The sequence below is a fragment of the Deltaproteobacteria bacterium genome (genome assembly GCA_016219225.1).
Taxonomy (GTDB): Bacteria; Desulfobacterota; RBG-13-43-22; order RBG-13-43-22; family RBG-13-43-22; genus RBG-13-43-22.
The window spans coordinates 1-17,081 of the sequence record JACRBX010000152.1 but is presented as its reverse complement, the minus strand read 5'-3'; the positions used below and the strand labels follow the sequence as shown (position 1 = coordinate 17,081).

16 protein-coding genes are annotated in these 17,081 nt (G+C 48.9%); 14 read left to right on the top strand and 2 right to left on the bottom strand.

Annotated elements, in window-relative coordinates; translation table 11 throughout:
• Positions 1–27: 27 nt before the first annotated feature.
• The 5 genes from HY879_12905 (at position 28) to HY879_12885 (ending at position 5,714) form a co-directional block, all read left to right on the top strand.
• Positions 28–450 carry an OB-fold domain-containing protein gene (locus tag HY879_12905; protein ID MBI5604243.1) on the top strand — a complete coding sequence of 141 codons (423 nt, stop codon included), beginning with the start codon at positions 28–30 and terminating at the stop codon, positions 448–450.
• Positions 447–1,616 carry a thiolase family protein gene (locus HY879_12900; GenBank protein ID MBI5604242.1) on the top strand — a complete coding sequence of 390 codons (1,170 nt, stop codon included), beginning with the start codon at positions 447–449 and terminating at the stop codon, positions 1,614–1,616. The genes HY879_12905 and HY879_12900 overlap by 4 nt, the downstream gene beginning before the upstream one ends.
• A 158-nt stretch (positions 1,617–1,774) precedes the next feature.
• Positions 1,775–3,127, top strand: coding sequence for a phenylacetate--CoA ligase family protein (locus tag HY879_12895; protein MBI5604241.1), 1,353 nt, complete (start codon positions 1,775–1,777; stop codon positions 3,125–3,127).
• A 210-nt stretch (positions 3,128–3,337) separates the two neighbouring features.
• Positions 3,338–5,386 (top strand): FAD-dependent oxidoreductase, encoded by a 2,049-nt coding sequence (locus tag HY879_12890; GenBank protein ID MBI5604240.1) that lies wholly within the window; start codon positions 3,338–3,340, stop codon positions 5,384–5,386.
• Positions 5,387–5,525: 139 nt separating this feature from the next.
• Positions 5,526–5,714 carry a 4Fe-4S binding protein gene (locus HY879_12885; protein MBI5604239.1) on the top strand — a complete coding sequence of 63 codons (189 nt, stop codon included), beginning with the start codon at positions 5,526–5,528 and terminating at the stop codon, positions 5,712–5,714.
• A gap of 102 nt (positions 5,715–5,816) precedes the next feature.
• Here the strand turns inward: HY879_12885 and HY879_12880 are convergent, their stop codons facing one another.
• Together HY879_12880 and HY879_12875 are read right to left on the bottom strand one after the other, a co-directional pair.
• Positions 5,817–6,869 carry a zinc-binding dehydrogenase gene (locus HY879_12880; protein MBI5604238.1) on the bottom strand — a complete coding sequence of 351 codons (1,053 nt, stop codon included), beginning with the start codon at positions 6,867–6,869 and terminating at the stop codon, positions 5,817–5,819.
• A gap of 19 nt (positions 6,870–6,888) precedes the next feature.
• Entirely contained in the window at positions 6,889–8,400 is a 1,512-nt protein-coding gene (locus HY879_12875; GenBank protein MBI5604237.1) for a long-chain-fatty-acid--CoA ligase, read from the bottom strand.
• Between the two features lie 173 nt (positions 8,401–8,573).
• Here HY879_12875 and HY879_12870 point away from each other — a divergent pair, with 173 nt between their 5' ends.
• From HY879_12870 to HY879_12830, 9 genes are all read left to right on the top strand, one after another.
• A complete protein-coding gene (locus HY879_12870; GenBank protein MBI5604236.1) occupies positions 8,574–9,170 on the top strand; it encodes a TetR/AcrR family transcriptional regulator in 597 nt (198 codons plus the stop codon).
• Positions 9,171–9,305: 135 nt separating this feature from the next.
• Complete coding sequence (locus HY879_12865) at positions 9,306–10,046, top strand: ABC transporter ATP-binding protein (protein ID MBI5604235.1); 741 nt, start codon at positions 9,306–9,308, stop codon at positions 10,044–10,046.
• Complete coding sequence (locus tag HY879_12860; GenBank protein ID MBI5604234.1) at positions 10,046–10,735, top strand: ABC transporter ATP-binding protein; 690 nt, start codon at positions 10,046–10,048, stop codon at positions 10,733–10,735. Before HY879_12865 ends, HY879_12860 begins: the two co-directional genes overlap by 1 nt.
• A gap of 14 nt (positions 10,736–10,749) precedes the next feature.
• Positions 10,750–11,985: an ABC transporter substrate-binding protein gene (locus tag HY879_12855; protein MBI5604233.1), complete on the top strand. Its 1,236-nt coding sequence runs from the start codon at positions 10,750–10,752 to the stop codon at positions 11,983–11,985.
• 140 nt (positions 11,986–12,125) lie between these two features.
• Positions 12,126–13,013: a branched-chain amino acid ABC transporter permease gene (locus tag HY879_12850; GenBank protein MBI5604232.1), complete on the top strand. Its 888-nt coding sequence runs from the start codon at positions 12,126–12,128 to the stop codon at positions 13,011–13,013.
• Entirely contained in the window at positions 13,010–14,002 is a 993-nt protein-coding gene (locus tag HY879_12845) for a branched-chain amino acid ABC transporter permease (protein MBI5604231.1), read from the top strand. The genes HY879_12850 and HY879_12845 overlap by 4 nt, the downstream gene beginning before the upstream one ends.
• Positions 14,003–14,069: 67 nt before the next feature.
• Positions 14,070–14,852, top strand: a complete 783-nt coding sequence (locus HY879_12840; GenBank protein MBI5604230.1) for an enoyl-CoA hydratase/isomerase family protein — start codon at positions 14,070–14,072, stop codon at positions 14,850–14,852.
• A 47-nt stretch (positions 14,853–14,899) separates the two neighbouring features.
• Positions 14,900–15,655 carry an SDR family oxidoreductase gene (locus HY879_12835; GenBank protein MBI5604229.1) on the top strand — a complete coding sequence of 252 codons (756 nt, stop codon included), beginning with the start codon at positions 14,900–14,902 and terminating at the stop codon, positions 15,653–15,655.
• A gap of 84 nt (positions 15,656–15,739) precedes the next feature.
• A partial coding sequence (locus tag HY879_12830) for an aromatic ring hydroxylase (protein ID MBI5604228.1) occupies positions 15,740–17,081 on the top strand: 1,342 nt, incomplete at its 3' end.

Sequence of the window (17,081 nt, the reverse complement as noted above, 5' to 3'; positions counted from 1 at the left end):
TATTTTACAAAATATTCCGGAGATAAAATGACCATAAATAATGAAAAATTTATCGAAGAACGATGGTTTAAAAAACAAGGTGATGAATGGTCTTTAATGGCCACACGATGTATCGACTGCAATAAGGTTTTTTTTCCGCCCAAAACAGTCTGTCCCCGATGTTTTGATGGGAAACTGGAGGAAGTCCCTTTGAGTAAAAAAGGGATTTTGTATACCTATGCTCTGTCGGTCATGGGGCCCACCGACCTTACGAAGCCCTTCATCATGGGATTTATCGACCTACCCGAACAGATCAAGCTTTATACCTTGATTACCGGTTGTCAATACGAAGACCTGAAAGTGGATATGCCCATGGAGATGGTCATTGAAGAGATCAAAAAGGATTCGGACGGAAACAGCATCGCCGGGTATAAATTCCGGCCCGTAAAAAAAGAGGGAGAACAATCGTGAGAGAGGTAGCCATCATCGGTATCGGGGGAACAAAATTCGGTAAATACCCCCATTTGTCGCTCCGGGAATTGGGAGAGGAGGCCTGTTTAAAGGCCATCAGGGACGCCAATATAAAACCCAAAGACATCCAACTGGCTTATGTCGGAAACGCCATGCAATGGGAGTGGGGACAGGGTTTATTGATAGGCCATGACGTGCTGCGGGAATTAGGCATTACCAGGATACCTATAAGCCGGGTCGAGAATGGCTGTGCTACCGGTACGAATGCCTTCCGGGAGGCCTGGTACAAGGTCGCTACCGGATATTGTGATATCGCCATTGCCTTTGGGGTCGAGCAGATGACCGTGGCCGATTCCAGTATGATGCTCAATATATTTACGGGGAGGCAGCATGCCGAACGGGAAGGGGACATGGGCTATTCCGCTCCGGGACTGTTTGCCATGATTGCCCGAAGACACATGAGTCAGTTCGGCACCACCAGGGAACAGATCGCTCTGGTGGCTGTTAAAAATCGCAAATTCGGGGCCATGAACCCCGAAGCGCAACTCACCAAAGCGGTTACCCTGGAAGAAGTATTAAACGATCGCATCATTTGTGATCCCCTGACCCTTCCCCAATGTTGTCCCCGTGGGGATGGTGCCGCTGCGGTTATTCTGGCCTCCAAAAAAACGGCCAAGAAGTACACCTCAACCCCGATTCTGGTCGCGGCCTCGGTGCAGGTTTCCGGATCGTATCTGGATGAAGGCAGATTGATCTCGGTCTCTTTTGATTCGGATGTCCGGGGGGCCCAGGCGGCCTATGAAACGGCCGGCCTGGGTCCGGAAGATATGGATCTGGCCGAGGTCCATGATTGTTTCAGCTCAGCCGAAATCCTTCATTATGAAGACCTGGGATTTTGTCCCAAAGGGGAAGGGGGGCACTTCATAGAAGAAGGTCATTCGGATCTGGGAGGAAAGATCCCGGTGAATACCAGCGGGGGTCTGCTGTCCAAAGGCCATATCATCGGGGCCACGGGCATATCCCAGATCATCGAATTGGTGAGGCAGCTCAGAGGCCAGGCCGGACCGAGACAGGTCAAGGGGGCCAAAGTGGCCTTGCAGCATAACGGCGGCGGTTTCATCCACACCGATACGGCCAGTTGCTTTATAAATATATTGAAAAAATAGTGACAGCTTTAGCTTTTTGAAATTCAAATACTTTTTTTTGTTGACAGGATTTACAGGATTACCTGGATTTTGAGCAAAGTAATTGTAAATCCTGTTAATCCTGTCAAAGAAAAATTTTTCATGTCTAAAATTATTGAATAAAACCGGGGGCAGGAACAATGACAAAGCAGAAATATCGCGACATGCAGATGGAATCCATACTCAATACGGAGCAGATGAGAGAAATCCAACTGGCCAAGGTCAAGACCCTGGTAAAACGCCTCTATGATCACAAACCATTTTGGCGGGGAAGGATGGTCAAAGCCGGGGTCAAACCGGAAGATATAAAAACCCTGGATGATTTCAGCCGGCGGATTCCGGTTTTTGACAAGGCCCAACGCCGGCAGTTGAGCGAGGCCTGCGAAATGGACATGGTCAAGGTGGTTGATCAGGTTATCGGGGTGCCCATAGAAAATCTGGTCCTCATGGCGGCGACCTCAGGTACCTCCGGGGAGCCTACGCCTTACCCGATGACGGCCAATGACATTGAATGGCTGTCAGAGGCCCTGGCCAGAATGTTGTGGCGCATGGGTGTCGGTCCAGGGGACCGGCTGATCCATGCCTTCGGACTCAGTATGTTTCTGGCCGGTGTGCCTTATCTCCAGTTTTTTGAGAAAAGCGGGGCCTGCATTTTTCCGGTCGGGGCCGAAGGGGGAACGGAGAGAACGCTCCGATACGCCAAGCTCTTTAAGGCCAATGTCCTGGCCTGTACCCCTTCATTGGCCGAGCATTTAATTGAAAAGGCCCCGGATATTCTGGGCTATGGGGTGGAAAAGTTGGGATTCAAGAGCCTTTTTTGCGGTGGGGAGCCCGGTGCCGGTATTCCGGAGATTCGAAAAAAATTGGAGACCGCCTACGGCGCCAAATTGTATGACTCCGGCGGAGGCCTGGGCCTTTCCTGTGATTGCCCGGAGTATCAGGGGATGCACCATGTGGCGGATGACAAGATCCTGTTTGAATTAACCGATCCGGATACCTATGAACCGATCCCTTTTGAAAACGGCGCCAAAGGCATGCCGACCCAGACGACTTTGGAGGGAGAGGGCTTCCTGTGGTTCCGGGAAGTCATGGGAGATATCTGCCAGGTATTCACCGATCCCTGTCCCTGCGGGGCCACCGGCTTCCGATACCGGATCGTTGGCCGGGCCGATGATATGTTGAAAATAAAAGGCGTCATTGTCTATCCGGCGGCCATCGATGGGGTCATTGCCGGTTTTATCCCCAAAGTAACGGGTGAGTTCAGGATTGTTTTGGATGAGCCTCCCCCCCGTGTCGTCCCCCCCCTGAAACTTAAGATCGAATATGGCGAAAATTTGAATAAAGAAGCGCTTTTGGGCCTGGAGGAAGCAATAAAAGGAAAGATGCAGGGCAAATTACGATTCACCCCGCAGATTGAGTGGCTGCAGCCCATGAGCCTGGAGAGGTCCACCCACAAGACCAAGTTCTTCGAAAAAACTTACAAAGGTAAATAAGGATCATCTGATTTCTGATTTCGGAGAAAACCATTTTCATGCTGACCTCTATGTATACTGAAACAATTGGATTCTGTCGAAAGGAGGGTGTAAATTAAGAAGGGACTTGCGCCGAACGCGTTTGGGATGGAAGGAGATGGATGGCAGGATCTTAAGTGAATCAGGCGGGAGTAACGGTTTTGATGCTTTTTAAAAATAAAGGAGGGGGTTATGGCAAATATTTATGATCCGATTATGATTGGGAAGGTTGAAGTCAAGAACAGATTGTATGCAACACCGATGATTTCCAATATTGCCCGGGAGGACTGTGTCGCCTCGGAAAGCCTCATCCAGGTCGCCTACCAGAGATCGAAAGGCGGCTGGGGGATATACTGTACAGAAGGGGCTATCCCGAATTGGAACAGTAAACTCTTTCCCCGCATGCTGGGCTTGTTTGATATCAACCAGATTGTCGCACTTTACGAACTGGTTGAGGCCATTCATGGCGGGGGGGCCAAGGCTATGGTCCAGGTGACCCATATCGGGCGAATGGCCGACCCCAATCAGATGCCCAAGGATACACCGCCTGAAAAAAGGGTCTGCCTGGCCCCATCGGACACCACGCCGCCTTCTCCCTTTCAGCCGACCATGAAGCCCAGAGGCATGTCCGAAGAAGAGATCCAGGAGGTCATGGGGGAACTGGTCAACACCATGACCATGGCCAAGGCCTCCGGGTGGGACCTTTTCAATTTCCATTGTTCCCATGGAACATTGGTTCAACAATTCCTTTCCCCCTACACCAACCACCGAACGGATAAGTGGGGGGGCAGTTGGGACCGCCGCCTTGAATTCATGCGCCAGACCCTGACCAGGATGAAAGAGGCCACCGGCGGTACTATTCCGATCATTTGTCGGGTAGCGGCGGATGAATTTATGGAAGGGGGCTACACGGTCGATGACTTTTGTAAATACATCGCCCCGGCCATGGAAGAGGCCGGTTGTGATGCTTTTGATGTGACCTGTGGGATTTTTGAGCATTTTACCTGTATTATTCCGGAAATGTACGAACCCCGGGGGACCTGGGTCCATCTGGCGGCGGCAGTCAAAAAAGTCGTTAAGGTGCCGGTGATCGGTGTCAGCCGGATCAATGACGGCCGCCTGGCTGCCAAATTGATTGAAGACGGGGTCTGCGATATCGTCGGCATAGGGCGTGGATCTTTAAGCGATGCCTATTTTGCCAAGAAGACGATAGCCGGGAAATATGATGATATCCGGCAGTGCATCGCCTGCAATACTTGCCTGGAGGATGATTTTACCAACAGACCGAGTCGCTGTGCGGTCAACTTCGGGTACAACCGGTCGGCGGTTTGGCAGGAAGATTATATGCTGCCCACCAGAGAACCCAAAAATATTTTGGTCGTAGGCGGCGGACCGGCCGGAATGGAGTTCGCCAGGGTGGCCACCCTTCGGGGGAACAAGGTCACTATCTATGAAAAAGGGAGTAAACTCGGTGGTTATGTCCCCCTGGCTTCCAGCTACCCCAGACTTTATACGAGGGAACTGATGAATATCGTTCGCTGGCTGACCAGAGAGATTAAACGACTCAATATTCAGATCGAATTGAACACGGAAGTTACGGAGGATCTCATTAAAGCCCAAAAGCCGGATATCGTTGTCCTGGCCACCGGTTCAAAGGAGATTATTCCTGAAATTCCCGGCGTAAAAGAAGACAGGGTCATTACATTGGACCAATTTTTATCCGGAAAAAGGGCGGTCGGGAAAAAGGTGGCCGTTATTGGAGGACAATACGGGGCCGAGGTGGCTGTATCCTTGAGCCGGGAAGGAAAGGCCAAACCGGAAGGGTATACCAAATATCATAAAGCCCCTGCCGAAAGGGCCCTGGCCGTGACGGACCCGGAAAAAGTGAAAGAGGTCTATTTGCTGGAAGAAGGGCCCATGGTCGGGTGGCCGCCGTACTCGCAGATATTCCGTTATATGGTGTTGAACGAGTTTTTGGCCGAGGGCGGGGTTAAATGCCTGACCGGTGTGAAAGTGTCGGATCTGACCAATGGCCTGGTTAAGTATACCGATCCGGAAGGAAAGGAAGAAAGCTTCCCGGTGGATACGGTGATCCTGGCTCTGTCGAGAAATCCGAACAAGGATCTTTATCAAAAGCTCCTGAGAACAGGGGTCGATCTCTATGAAATCGGGGATTGTACCGGCCCGGAAAAGATCGAACGGGCCATACACACGGCAAACTATGCGGCCCGGCAGGTTTAGTGCGAAAATACGGTTCAAGGTTCAGGGTTCAAGGTTCGGAAAAACCCATTTTTATTGTTCATGGTGCCCGCTTCAGACGGGCATGAGGGTTTAATTCCGAAATCCGAAATCCAAAATCCAAAATTGATAAGGGGTTTAAATGGTTCAGATCGAAGTCGATGAAATCTTATGCACCGGGTGCGGAACCTGTGCCGAGGCCTGTCCTATGGAGGTCCTGGTCATAGAAAATGAGAAGGCCAAACCCAAAAATCCGGATGATTGCATGATCTGCCAGCTTTGTGAGACCGAATGTCCAAGCCAGGCCATTAAGGTTTGCGAATTTATTTAGAAATTTAAAACAAGGAACGAAGAGGTCCCAATAGATCCTGACATATTGCCCAGTGCCAGATTTTTGGTCTAACTTATCCGGTGGAAAGAGAAAAAGGCATGATCAGGCAATTTCTTTAAAAGAAGGAATTACCACCACTCGAAGGGGATCGCTAATTTTTTTATGTAAAATCTCCAACCCTCGATTGACATCGTCTAAGTCGATTCTAAGAGAAATGGACCGGGAAAGATCAAGGAGGCCTTCATCTGCCATTTGAACCAGATCTTGGATTTCGGCCACAGAAAAGGCATAAGAGCCGATGAGTTCGATTTCTCCTCGAACGAATTCCGATAGGGACAGGGAGGAAATTTCTTCCCGGCCTAATCCGGCTACCACGGCCCGGCCACCCACCCGTAAGGAAGCAACCGCCTGGGCAATGGTTTGCTTAAGTCCGACAAGTTCCAGGGAAAGATCCACTCCGAGTCCGTGAGTGACTTCTTTTATGGCTTTCACCGGGTCTTCCTGATCGGAGCGGCAGGTCCAATCCGCTCCCTGGGCAATGGCCCGCTTCAGGGCAACATCGGAAACATCCACGGCAATAATCAGGCCCGCTCCCGAAATTTTGGCCAATTGCACTGCATGAATACCGAGACCCCCGCAGCCGAATATGGCTACTGTTTCCCCGGGAGTCAACCTCCCCCTTCGAATCAGAGCATGATAGGGGGTTGCTACGGCATCGGTCAATAGGGCACCCTGATCGAAGGGGATCCCTCCCGGCAATCTGATTAGATTAGTAAAGGGACTTTTTACATATTCCGCCAGCCCGCCGTCCAGATGGATTCCAAGGAGTTTCCTTTCCAGACAAATCTGCTCCCTGCCGGACAGACAGTTCAGACAATGGCCACAGGAAACAATGCAGGATACCGCCACGCGATCCCCGACCTTCCAGCCTTCCACCCCAACCCCGATCTCGACGATTTCTCCGCTGAACTCATGGCCAAGGGTGGTCGGTGGAAAGGGGATTCGCGTGCTTCCTTCATAAACGACATGAATATCGGAACCGCAGATACCGCAGGCGCAGACCCTGATTAAAACCTCCCGGGGTTCGGGATGGAGCATGGGAACCTCTTCCAGCACCAAGGGCTGTCCAACCTGGTAAAAACGAGCGGCTTTCATGAGTATTTCTTTCTGGAATTTATTTTTTTTCCCGCAGGGCCCGGCGCAATATTTTTCCAGTAGGTCCCTTGGGCAAGGCACTCAAAAACTCCACTGCCCTCAACTTTTTATAGGCAGCCAACCTTTCCTTTACAAAATCCATAATCTCTTGTTCCGTAGCCGTTTGGTCCGGTTTAAGCGCTACATAGGCCTTGGGAATCTCACCCATTCTTTCATCGGGAATGCCTACTACCGAGGCTTCCAGAATTTTGGGATGTTCATAGAGCAAATTTTCGATTTCTATGGGATAAATATTATAACCGCCGCAGATGATCATGTCCTTTTTACGGTCAAAAATATAAAGGTAACCTTCTTCATCCACCATCCCGATATCTCCGGTATGCAGCCAACCGTCTTTTAAAGCGGCTTTCGTGCCCGCCGGATTCCTCCAGTATCCCTTCATGACACAATGCCCCCGGGCGCAAATCTCGCCATGGGAATTGGGGGGAAGAGGGCGATCCTCTTCATCGACGGTCTTCACCTCAACATAAGGCAACGGAAATCCAACACTTTTAAATTTCCTGGGCCGGTCTATCCGATCCATGGTGATGACCGGGGAACTTTCCACCTGTCCGTAGGCCTGGATGGTTTTGCAATCAAACTTTTCCTCAAATTTTTTTCTAAGATCAAGAGGAGTCAGCATCCCTGTGGTGATACAAATTTCCAAGGAATGTAAATCATATTGCGGCTCATCGGGAAGGGCCAGGAGCATGGCGTAAACCGTCGGCACGGCAAAGGTATAGGTTATTTTATTTTTGGCGATAAGCTTGGCGGCTTCTTCGGCTATGAATCGTTCCATGATATGCAGAGTTCCTCCTCGCCCCAGAAGAACGAACTGGCCGGCCGCCAGGGATAGTAGATGTGACAGAGGAAGGACACATAAGCCTACCCAATTTTCATTGGCCCCCAGCCCTTCGGCATAAAACTCGGAATTCATAAAGAGGTTACGATGGGTAAGCATGGCCCCCTTAGGGAAACCGGTGGTGCCGGAGGTGTACAAAATGGTGGCCGTATGGTCCGGACCGACATCGACGCTGAAGAATTCTGGAGAAGCCTTCAGAATAATATTTTGAAAAGAGAGAATGTGATCCTCGTCCTTGTCCATCCCTAAAGCAACCACGGTTTCCAGATCCGGAAGATGGTCTTTAATCTCTTGGAGAATATCCAAGCACGAGGTCGTGGTTACCAAAACTTTGCTTCCAGAATTGGAGAGGAGATATTCAATCTCCCTGGCCTTGAAAAGGATGTTTAAGGGGACAACGACCGCCCCGGTCTTAATAATGCCGAAAAAGGTGGTGATAAATTCCGGGCAGTTGGGCAGCCACATGGCCACCCGATCCCCTTTTTGAACGCCCAACGATATCAAGGCGTTTGCCATCCGATTCGCTTCTTCATTCAAATGGGCATAGGTGTATCCTTTCACACCGAACAGGACGGCGGTTTTTTCAGGTCTTTTGACGGCTTGAAGTTCCAGGATATTGGCCAGGTTCATAGGGGTCCCTCCATTTAGAAAAATTTTTTATATACTATAATTTTTTTCTTGACATTAATTTTTTTTTCTTTTATTAGACTATCGAACACTCGTTAGGTCGTTAAGTAACATGATGAGAAAACCAAGTCAAGAAAAAATATTATTAGGTGCCAAAATATTTTGGGGAGATTCACATGCGAAATAAATCGATTATCCAATCCCTGACCCGGGAAAAAGAGAGGGAAGTTTATCGGATTGCAGCCACCCTTTTTAATAAGCATGGCTATGCGGCTACTTCGATCAGGCAGATCTGCAAAACCATAGGGATCAGGGAGAGTAGTCTTTATCATTACATCCAAAGCAAAGAAGATCTTTTGTATCTTATTTGTAAAAGCGCCATGACTCAAAGTTTGGAGGTGGTTGAACCTATTTCAAAATCTGCCAATCTCCCGGAGAGCAAGTTAATGAAGATGATCGAGGCCCACATCATCACCATTGCCGATAATGTTCATGAACACTCCACCCTGCTGAAGGAACTTAGATCGTTGGGCGATGAAAAACAAAAAGACATCATCAAACTCAGAGATCGGTATGAAATGATTTTCCGCAAGGCAGTTGAGGAGTATATGAAGGAAAGCCCCGCCTGCAAAAAAAATATTAAGATAGTAACGTTGGGTCTCTTGGGAATGATGAACTGGCTCATTTATTGGTATTCTGAAGGGGGAGAGATGAAAAGCGATAAAATTTCCAAGGTATTCTGGAATCTATTTGCCCATGGAGTCTGTCAATAGTTTAGTACGAAAATACGGTTCAAGGTTCAGGGTTCAGGGTTCAAGGTTCGAAAAAATTCTTTAAATCTTTTTTATCCGAGTGGCTTCCCAAGGGGAATGAGGGCTTGATATGGACAAAAAAATGAGGACCGCCAAATGAATTTATTGAAGACTGCCGGGGTAACTAAAACGTTTGGGGCATTGCTGGTCTTGAATAAGATCGATATCGAGGTGCGGGAGGGCAGTTTGCATTCCGTGGTAGGCCCGAACGGTGCTGGGAAAACGACTTTATTTAATGTCATCTCCGGTTTTTTGAAGCCTTCAGAAGGTCGGGTGGAGTTTAAAGGAATGGACATCACCAACCTCCCACCCCATAAAATGGCCCACTTGGGATTACGACGGTCCTTTCAGGTTATCAACCTTTTCCCGGAACTCACGGCCCTGGAAAATGTTCGACTGGCAATCCAGGGTACGATGAAAGAACGATTCAGTTTATTTAAAAAATCTTCTGATTTAAGAGAGTCCATTGAAAAGTCTCATGAAATTTTATCGACCATCGGATTATCCGGAAAGGCAGAATATAAGGCCTTTGAACTGTCACACGGAGAGCAACGGCTATTGGATATCGGGATGGCCATAGCCGGAGACAGTGTTTTATTGCTCCTGGATGAACCGACCAGCGGGTTGGTCTATGACGAAATTCCTTCCATGGGGGAGACGATTAAGAAATTAATTCCAGCCCATACGGTTATGTTGATTGAGCATCGGATGGAAATGGTTTTATCCATCTCGGATACTATAACGGTATTGGATTACGGTCAGGTCATTGCTCAGGGTCCGCCAGGGGTCATCAAAAATGACCCCAAGGTTGCCAAGGCCTATTTGGGGGTGATGTGATGTTGAAATTGAATCAGATACACGCCTATTACGGGAAGAGCCATATTCTCAACGGGGTGAATCTTGAAGTCAAAAAGGGTGAATTGGTCACCCTATTAGGCCGAAACGGAATGGGTAAGACGACTACTCTGAAGAGTATAATGGGGATGGTTTCGATTCGATCCGGTTCCGTTTTATTTAATGAGAAAAGGATAGCCAACCTTCCATCATACCAGATCTATCGACAAGGTATTGGATATGTTCCCCAAGGTCGTCATATTTTTAGTACCCTCACCGTCGAAGAAAATCTTCGATTGCCTTCGTCCAACAGAAACGAAAAAAATCTGGATTGGGTTTTTGAATATTTCCCCTCTCTCAAAAGGAGAATGGATCACATGGGTAATGAGTTGAGCGGCGGGGAACAACAAATGCTGGCTATCGCCCGGGTGCTGATCAGCAGGCCGGAAATGCTCCTCTTAGATGAGCCATCCGAGGGGATTGCCCCGCTAATGGTCCAGGCGATTATGGAAACATTACAAGAATTGAACAGAACCGGACTGACCATATTATTGGTGGATGCTAACTTGAAAATGGCCTCCCAGGTAGGAACCCGTCATTATATTATGGCCAGCGGCCTGGTTACCCGTGAAGCCACTTCACAGGAGATCATGGAAGATGAAGAACTGCAGAATAAATATTTTAAAATTTAGAAAGGAGAAAGACGATGAAAGGGTATCACGGTAAATGGGTTGTTTTATCTGCGTTCCTGATTTTAATGGTTTTAGGTCTTCCGGGAGGAGCATCTCAAGCAGCAGAAACCGAAATCGTTTGGGCCTCTGTGGATGATTTCAGTGGTCCTTATGCTGCCACGGCCGAAGAGGCCAATCGAGCCATCAGGCTGTTTCTTGAAGAACGGGGGTATAAAGTCGGACCCTACAAGGTCAAGTATATCACCCGGGATACCGAACTCAAACCCGCGGTTGGAGTCCGGAGACTCCAGGAGGTTATCGCCGAGGCAAAACCCATGGTCATTTTTTCCGCCTGCAGTAGTGCCGTCCAGTTAGCCATGTGCGATATTGTGGGCAAGAATCGGAAGGTGATCTTCTGGACCGATGGCTGGGATACCCGGCTTACCGGTGAAAACGGCAACCGAAATACCTTCAGATGGGCCAGTCCCAATTATACGATCGCCAGGGCCTCCCTGAGTGCTTTTTTGGACAAATACCCCAGTGTCAAAAAGGTCATTATTATTTCCCTGGATTATGCCTGGGGGTATGACATCGTAGATAATATGAAACCCATTTTAGAAAAAAGAGGCGTAAAAATTCTCAAAACCCAATTCATCCCCGTGAATGCCACCGATGCCAGCGTGTATATGACCGAGGCCAAAGGGTCGGGGGCGGATGCCTACTTGATTTGTCTCTACGGCAAACTTTTTGGAATCGGTTTGAGGCAGGCCCATGAATTCGGATTAAAAAAAACCATGAAAATATTTTCTACCACCGGAACTTTCAATATGCTTCGCGGCGTGGGCTCGGAGGCGCTGGAAAGTATGTATCTGGGCGATCACTGGAATCATGCCATGAATAATGAATGGTCCAGGAAATTTTCAGAAGGTTTTAAAAAGAAGTGGGGCGTTTTCCCCGGGGACTATGCGGCTGCCGTCTATCTGGAATGCCAACTCATGGAAAGGGTCATTAAGCAAACCGGGAGTGCCGATATCAAGGTCCTTATCCCGGCCCTGGAAAAAATAGGGGAGTTCGCCGGTCCCACCGGTAAAGAAACAATGGTCGGCTGGCAGCATCAAATCGCCCATGATTTTTTGTTACTCCGAGGGAAAGCGACTAAGGAAAAGAAGTATGAGGATGATTTCGTTGAGGTGATAGGGGGGAGCAAGGTTTACCCTAAACAGGGGGAAACCGGATTTAGCTTTGATCGAACCAAAGAGGACATCTACTGATTGTTAAAATATCTGTGCGGTGAATCGGGAGGGGGAGCCCTTAACGGGATACCTGCTTAATAAACATCACGGAGACGGTATCGTTCCGGATCGTCCTGGGTCGGGAAGGGGCTCCCTCACCAAAAAAAGGTGGAAATTCCATGATAACTATGAACGCACTATTATCTCAGATATTTAACGGGCTGCAATTCGGGGTCTTGATCGCCCTTTTGTCCACCGGTCTTTCCCTTATTTTCGGAATGTTGGGGATTATCAATTTTGCCCATGGCTCGTTGTACATGTTGGGGTCTTATCTGCTGTGGGTTTTCATTCAATGGTTGGACATTCCGGGAAAATTTTGGATAGGGCTTTCCTTGACCTTCCCGGTGATGGGACTCATCGGATTGGTGGTAGAGAAATTTCTGTTGCACCGGATGTATGGACAGCAGGTAGTTTATCAAATTTTGATTACCTTTGGGCTCCTTTTGGTCATTCAGCAGGGGGTGGGGTTGGTTTTCGGGACAACCCCGCTTCCGCTGGCCGTCCCTCCTTATTTTTCGGGAGAAATCAATCTGGGTTTTTTTCAGTACCCGGTGTATCGCTTGTTTACCATGATTTTAGGTTTGATCATCATTTTCGGATTATGGTTCTTCATAGAACGCAGTTCTTTGGGTGCCATCATCCGGGCCAGCGCGGAAGATCCGGAAACGGCCAATGCCCTTGGCATCAACACCCGTACAGTCTACACCTGGACCTTTGCTTTGGGCGCCGCCTTGGCCGGTTTGGGCGGCGGTCTCCACGCCCCACTCATAGGGGGGTTGCAACACACCTCCGGCGCGGAAATCCTTCTGATCTGTTTTATTGTCGTGGTGATTGGAGGCATGGGCAGTATTCGAGGAGCCCTCTTGGGGGGAATAATTCTGGGTTGCATACGAGGTCTGGCCGGGATTTTTTGGGCCCCCGCCTCAGACTTCGTTATGTTTGCCACCATGGGCCTTATTCTATTGGTTCGGCCTGAGGGGTTGCTGAAAAAAAGGGGGACCCGATGAAAAAGAATTCCGGCCTTTCCCGGTCTATTATTGCAAGTAAAGATCATCCTATCCTCATTATTGCAGTGGCCATGATTTTTCTTTACTTTATACTTCCATCCAAGATGATGGCCTCGGAAATTCTGATTATGGCCATCCCTACGGTGACTTTTATCCTGTTGCTGGGTTACACCGGTCTTTTAAATTTCGCTACGGGAAGTCTCTTTGCCGCCGGGGCCTACACCACAGGAATTCTTTTGGCCCGCTTTCATGCCCCCATTATATTGGCCCTGTTTTCCAGTTTAATCGTCAGCGGCCTTTTGGCCCTGATCATGGGCTATTTATGCATTAAAAGAGGGGGCCTGATTTTTGCCTTACTCACCTTGGCCTTTAATCAACTGGTCTGGTTTACCATCTGGCATTGGAGGAGTGTTACCGGCGGATCGGATGGAATATGGGGTATCCAACGCGCGTCCTTACATTTAGGCCTTTTTGCCGTTAATTTAAAGCCGACCTTTAATTTCTTTATCTTTGTCCTCATTATATTTTTAATCATTTATATTTTTGTGCAGCGTTTGACCGAGGCCCCTTTCGGGAAGACCCTCCTGAGTATGCGGGAAAATGAATTAAGGGCTACGGCCCTTGGCTATAATCCGGAAGTCTATAAATGGATAGCCTTTATCCTGGGGGGAATGATCTGTGGATTGGGCGGAGCCCTTTTTTCTCTCCATCAGGAATATGTGGGGGAACACCTGGCCTATTGGTCCACATCCGGAGAAATCGTTATCATGGCCCTTCTGGGCGGGGCCTTTACCCTTTCCGGGGCATTAGTCGGCGCAGGGGTTTTTATTTTTATTGCCGATGCTTTGAATAAATTTAATTTTCTTTCCAAATCCGGCGCCTGGTTGCTGGTATTGGGAATAGTTTTTATCGTCGTGGTCATGTTTTTTAAAGAAGGAATTGCCGGGGGAACGGGAAAACTTTACGAGACTCTCAGAAAAAGAAATTAACGAATCGATGATCCGGTTAACCCGTAAGATATGATGGAAGACAAGTTGTCCGGGAGGAATTTTTTAAATGGAATATAAATATCTGCTCACCTGCACCGAGGATCGGATCGCCTGGATTACCCTCAATCGTCCTGAAAAACTCAATGCCTTGAATATTCCACTTTGGAAGGAACTACAAAGGGCCTTGCAAGAGGCCGACGGAATGGAAGATGTTTCGGTCATCGTCTTAACCGGAAAGGGAAAGGCCTTTTGTGCCGGGGATGATATCGCCGAGCTTACCCGGGTACAAGATCCCAAAATGGCCGAAGATCTTTTTCTTAATTGTATCTACGGGCTGGTGCATCGAATTTGGTTGCTTCAAAAACCCATTATTGCCGCGGTGAACGGCCTGGCCTATGGAGGCGGTTGTGAGCTGGTCCTGTTGACGGATATGGCTGTAGCTTCGGAAAAGGCGCGGTTTGCCCAGCCCGAGGCCCGCATCGGGGCCTGGCCTCCCATATTTGCTGTATTCGGTCCGGTGATGGTGGGATTCAAGGCCACACAGGAGATGCTTTTGACCACTGAGCCTATCAGCGCACAGCGGGCCTTGGAGATCGGGCTTATTAATAAGGTTGTCCATCCAGAGAAGGTCCAGGAAGCGGCCCGGGAGATGGCCCTTCATATCATAAAATCCGCTCCGGCCTCTTTGCGAATCACCAAAGAGACGGTCAACCGCACTCTGGGGCGGTATATGCATGAATTCTGGATCGCCTGCCAGAGATTTAATCATGAAGTGGCTAAAACCGAGGATTTTGTGGAAGGGGCCTCGGCCTTTATGGAGAAAAGGTCTCCGGTCTATTGCGGACGTTGAACCATGAGAGCACATAAGCCAAACAGGCAAAAGGAATGAGCGTTCAAATGGATTTATTTTCGCTTCAAGGTAAAAAGGCCTTTATTTCAGGGGCCGGTCAGGGATTGGGAAGGGAGATGGCCTTGACCCTGGCCGAGGCCGGTGCTGATGTCGCCCTGGCCTCCCGGAACAGGGAAACCCTCAGTCATACGGCCGACCTGATTAGAAAGATGGGACGGGAAGTTCTGGTTTGTCCTATGGATCTGACCCGGATAGAAGACATTGACCAGGCCGTTAACGATACAATCGCTACCTTCGGACGCATTGACATATTGATTAATAACTCCGGTATTTCGAAAGAGTCTCCGGTGATCGACATGACCCCGGAGAAGTGGGATCCGGTGATGGATGTGAACCTGAGGGGCCATGTTTTTTGCTCCAAAGCCGTTGGGCGCCATATGATGAAAAATAATTGCGGGAAGATCATCAATATCGCCTCAATTATGGGGCTGATCCCGCTTACCCATAACAGTTCCTATGGGGCCGCTAAGGCCGGGCTGATTTTGTTTACCAAGACCCTGGCCCTGGAGTGGGCCCGTTATAATATCCAGGTCAACGCTATTTGTCCCGGGTACTTCCTGACCGACCTGAACCGCGAATTTTTTGAGTCTCCCATGGGGCAAAAAGTTATCAAAAAAATTCCCATGAGACGCATCGCCGATGCGAAAGAACTCCGGGGGGTGACCCTTCTGTTGGCCTCCGAGGCCTCCAGTTTTATGACCGGAACCGTAATCGTGGTGGATGGAGGGCATATCCTTGGATGATAAGGGGCGGTGTAAATCTTAAAATAGCCGAACAAATTAATAATGTGCTGATTGAAAGATATAATCATAACGCAGGAGAAAAAAATGGCCTTAAAAACATCTGGTGAATATGTAGAACGACTGAAAAAAATGAAGCCAAACATTTATGCTCACGGGAAACAGATGATGAGGGACGATCCCCTTTTAGAGAAACCCATCAATGTGCTCAGATTGACCTTTGATTTGGCCCAGGATCCGGAATACAAGGATCTTATGGTGACCCATTCCCATCTTATCGGTGAACCCATCAGCCGATTTACCTCTTTGAATTTGAGCATCGAAGATCTCTATAAACAACAGGAGATGAAGCGCAAACTCTGTCACAAGGTGGGGGGGTGTATCCAGAGATGTATGGCTACCGACACCTTAAATGCCATCGGAGTTGTTACAAAAGAGATCGATGATGCCAAAGGGACGGACTATCATGCTCATTTTCTGGAGTTTCTAAAATATTACCAGGCCAATGATTTGGTCGGGAGCACCTCGCAAACGGATTCCAAAGGCGATCGTAAAGCCAGACCCCATCAACAAAAGGACCCCGATCAATATTTACGCATCATCAAGAAGGACAAGAAAGGGATCGTGGTCCGGGGCGCAAAAAATCATATCACCATGGGACCTTATGTGGATGAGCATTTGGTCATCCCCACCCGGGCCCTGACGGAAGTGGAAGGGGAGTGGGCCGTATCTTTTGCCATCCCGGCCGATACCGATGGGGTGAAGTTGATCTCCCGCATTACCAGTTCACGACCCCGGATAAACCTTCAAGCTCCCTATAACGATTATGGGGTAGCCGAATCCTTTCTGGTTTTTGACGATGTTTTTGTTCCCTGGGAGAGGGTTTTCCTGTGCGGCGAGACGGAATTTGCCGGATTGATGGCCCTGACCTTTGCCGGTTTTCATCGACATTCCTATTGCGGCTGCAAACCGGCCCTGACCGATATCATCATGGGGGCCACGGCCCTGGTGGCAGAATATAACGGGGTCGGGAAGGCCCCTCACATCCAGGATGAGTTGACCGAATTGATGATTATTGCCGAACTTGTCTACGCTTCCGGAATAGCAGCAGCGGCCAGGGCCGATCGAACGGCATCGGGAATCTTTCGGCCTAAATTCCTGTATTCCAATACCGGGAGATACCTGGCGGGCATTAATGTTTATCACGAATATGATATTTTGGTGGCCACAGCCGGAGGGCTTCCCTCAACCCTTCCCCCTGAGGAAGAATGGTTGAATCCGGAGATAGGTCCCTATTTGGAAAAGTATATAAAACGAAATCCTGAGATCTCTTCGGAAAAACAGCACCGGTTATATCGTTTCATTTCCGATTTTACCTGTTCATCTACTTGCGGTTGGGCCCAGCATGCCGGGATTCATGGAGGCGGTT

Excerpts from the sequence above, each read along its gene's own strand:
- HY879_12845 (MBI5604231.1), top strand. The coding sequence starts at position 13,010 with ATGAAAAAGAATTCCGGCCTTTCCCGGTCTATTATTGCAAGTAAAGAT.
- HY879_12890 (MBI5604240.1), top strand. The coding sequence starts at position 3,338 with ATGGCAAATATTTATGATCCGATTATGATTGGGAAGGTTGAAGTCAAG.
- HY879_12880 (MBI5604238.1), bottom strand. The coding sequence starts at position 6,869 with ATGAAAGCCGCTCGTTTTTACCAGGTTGGACAGCCCTTGGTGCTGGAA.
- HY879_12875 (MBI5604237.1), bottom strand. The coding sequence starts at position 8,400 with ATGAACCTGGCCAATATCCTGGAACTTCAAGCCGTCAAAAGACCTGAA.
- HY879_12895 (MBI5604241.1), top strand. The coding sequence starts at position 1,775 with ATGACAAAGCAGAAATATCGCGACATGCAGATGGAATCCATACTCAAT.
- HY879_12855 (MBI5604233.1), top strand. The coding sequence starts at position 10,750 with ATGAAAGGGTATCACGGTAAATGGGTTGTTTTATCTGCGTTCCTGATT.
- HY879_12885 (MBI5604239.1), top strand. The coding sequence starts at position 5,526 with ATGGTTCAGATCGAAGTCGATGAAATCTTATGCACCGGGTGCGGAACC.
- HY879_12840 (MBI5604230.1), top strand. The coding sequence starts at position 14,070 with ATGGAATATAAATATCTGCTCACCTGCACCGAGGATCGGATCGCCTGG.
- HY879_12870 (MBI5604236.1), top strand. The coding sequence starts at position 8,574 with ATGCGAAATAAATCGATTATCCAATCCCTGACCCGGGAAAAAGAGAGG.
- HY879_12905 (MBI5604243.1), top strand. The coding sequence starts at position 28 with ATGACCATAAATAATGAAAAATTTATCGAAGAACGATGGTTTAAAAAA.
- HY879_12865 (MBI5604235.1), top strand. The coding sequence starts at position 9,306 with ATGAATTTATTGAAGACTGCCGGGGTAACTAAAACGTTTGGGGCATTG.
- HY879_12860 (MBI5604234.1), top strand. The coding sequence starts at position 10,046 with ATGTTGAAATTGAATCAGATACACGCCTATTACGGGAAGAGCCATATT.
- HY879_12850 (MBI5604232.1), top strand. The coding sequence starts at position 12,126 with ATGATAACTATGAACGCACTATTATCTCAGATATTTAACGGGCTGCAA.
- HY879_12835 (MBI5604229.1), top strand. The coding sequence starts at position 14,900 with ATGGATTTATTTTCGCTTCAAGGTAAAAAGGCCTTTATTTCAGGGGCC.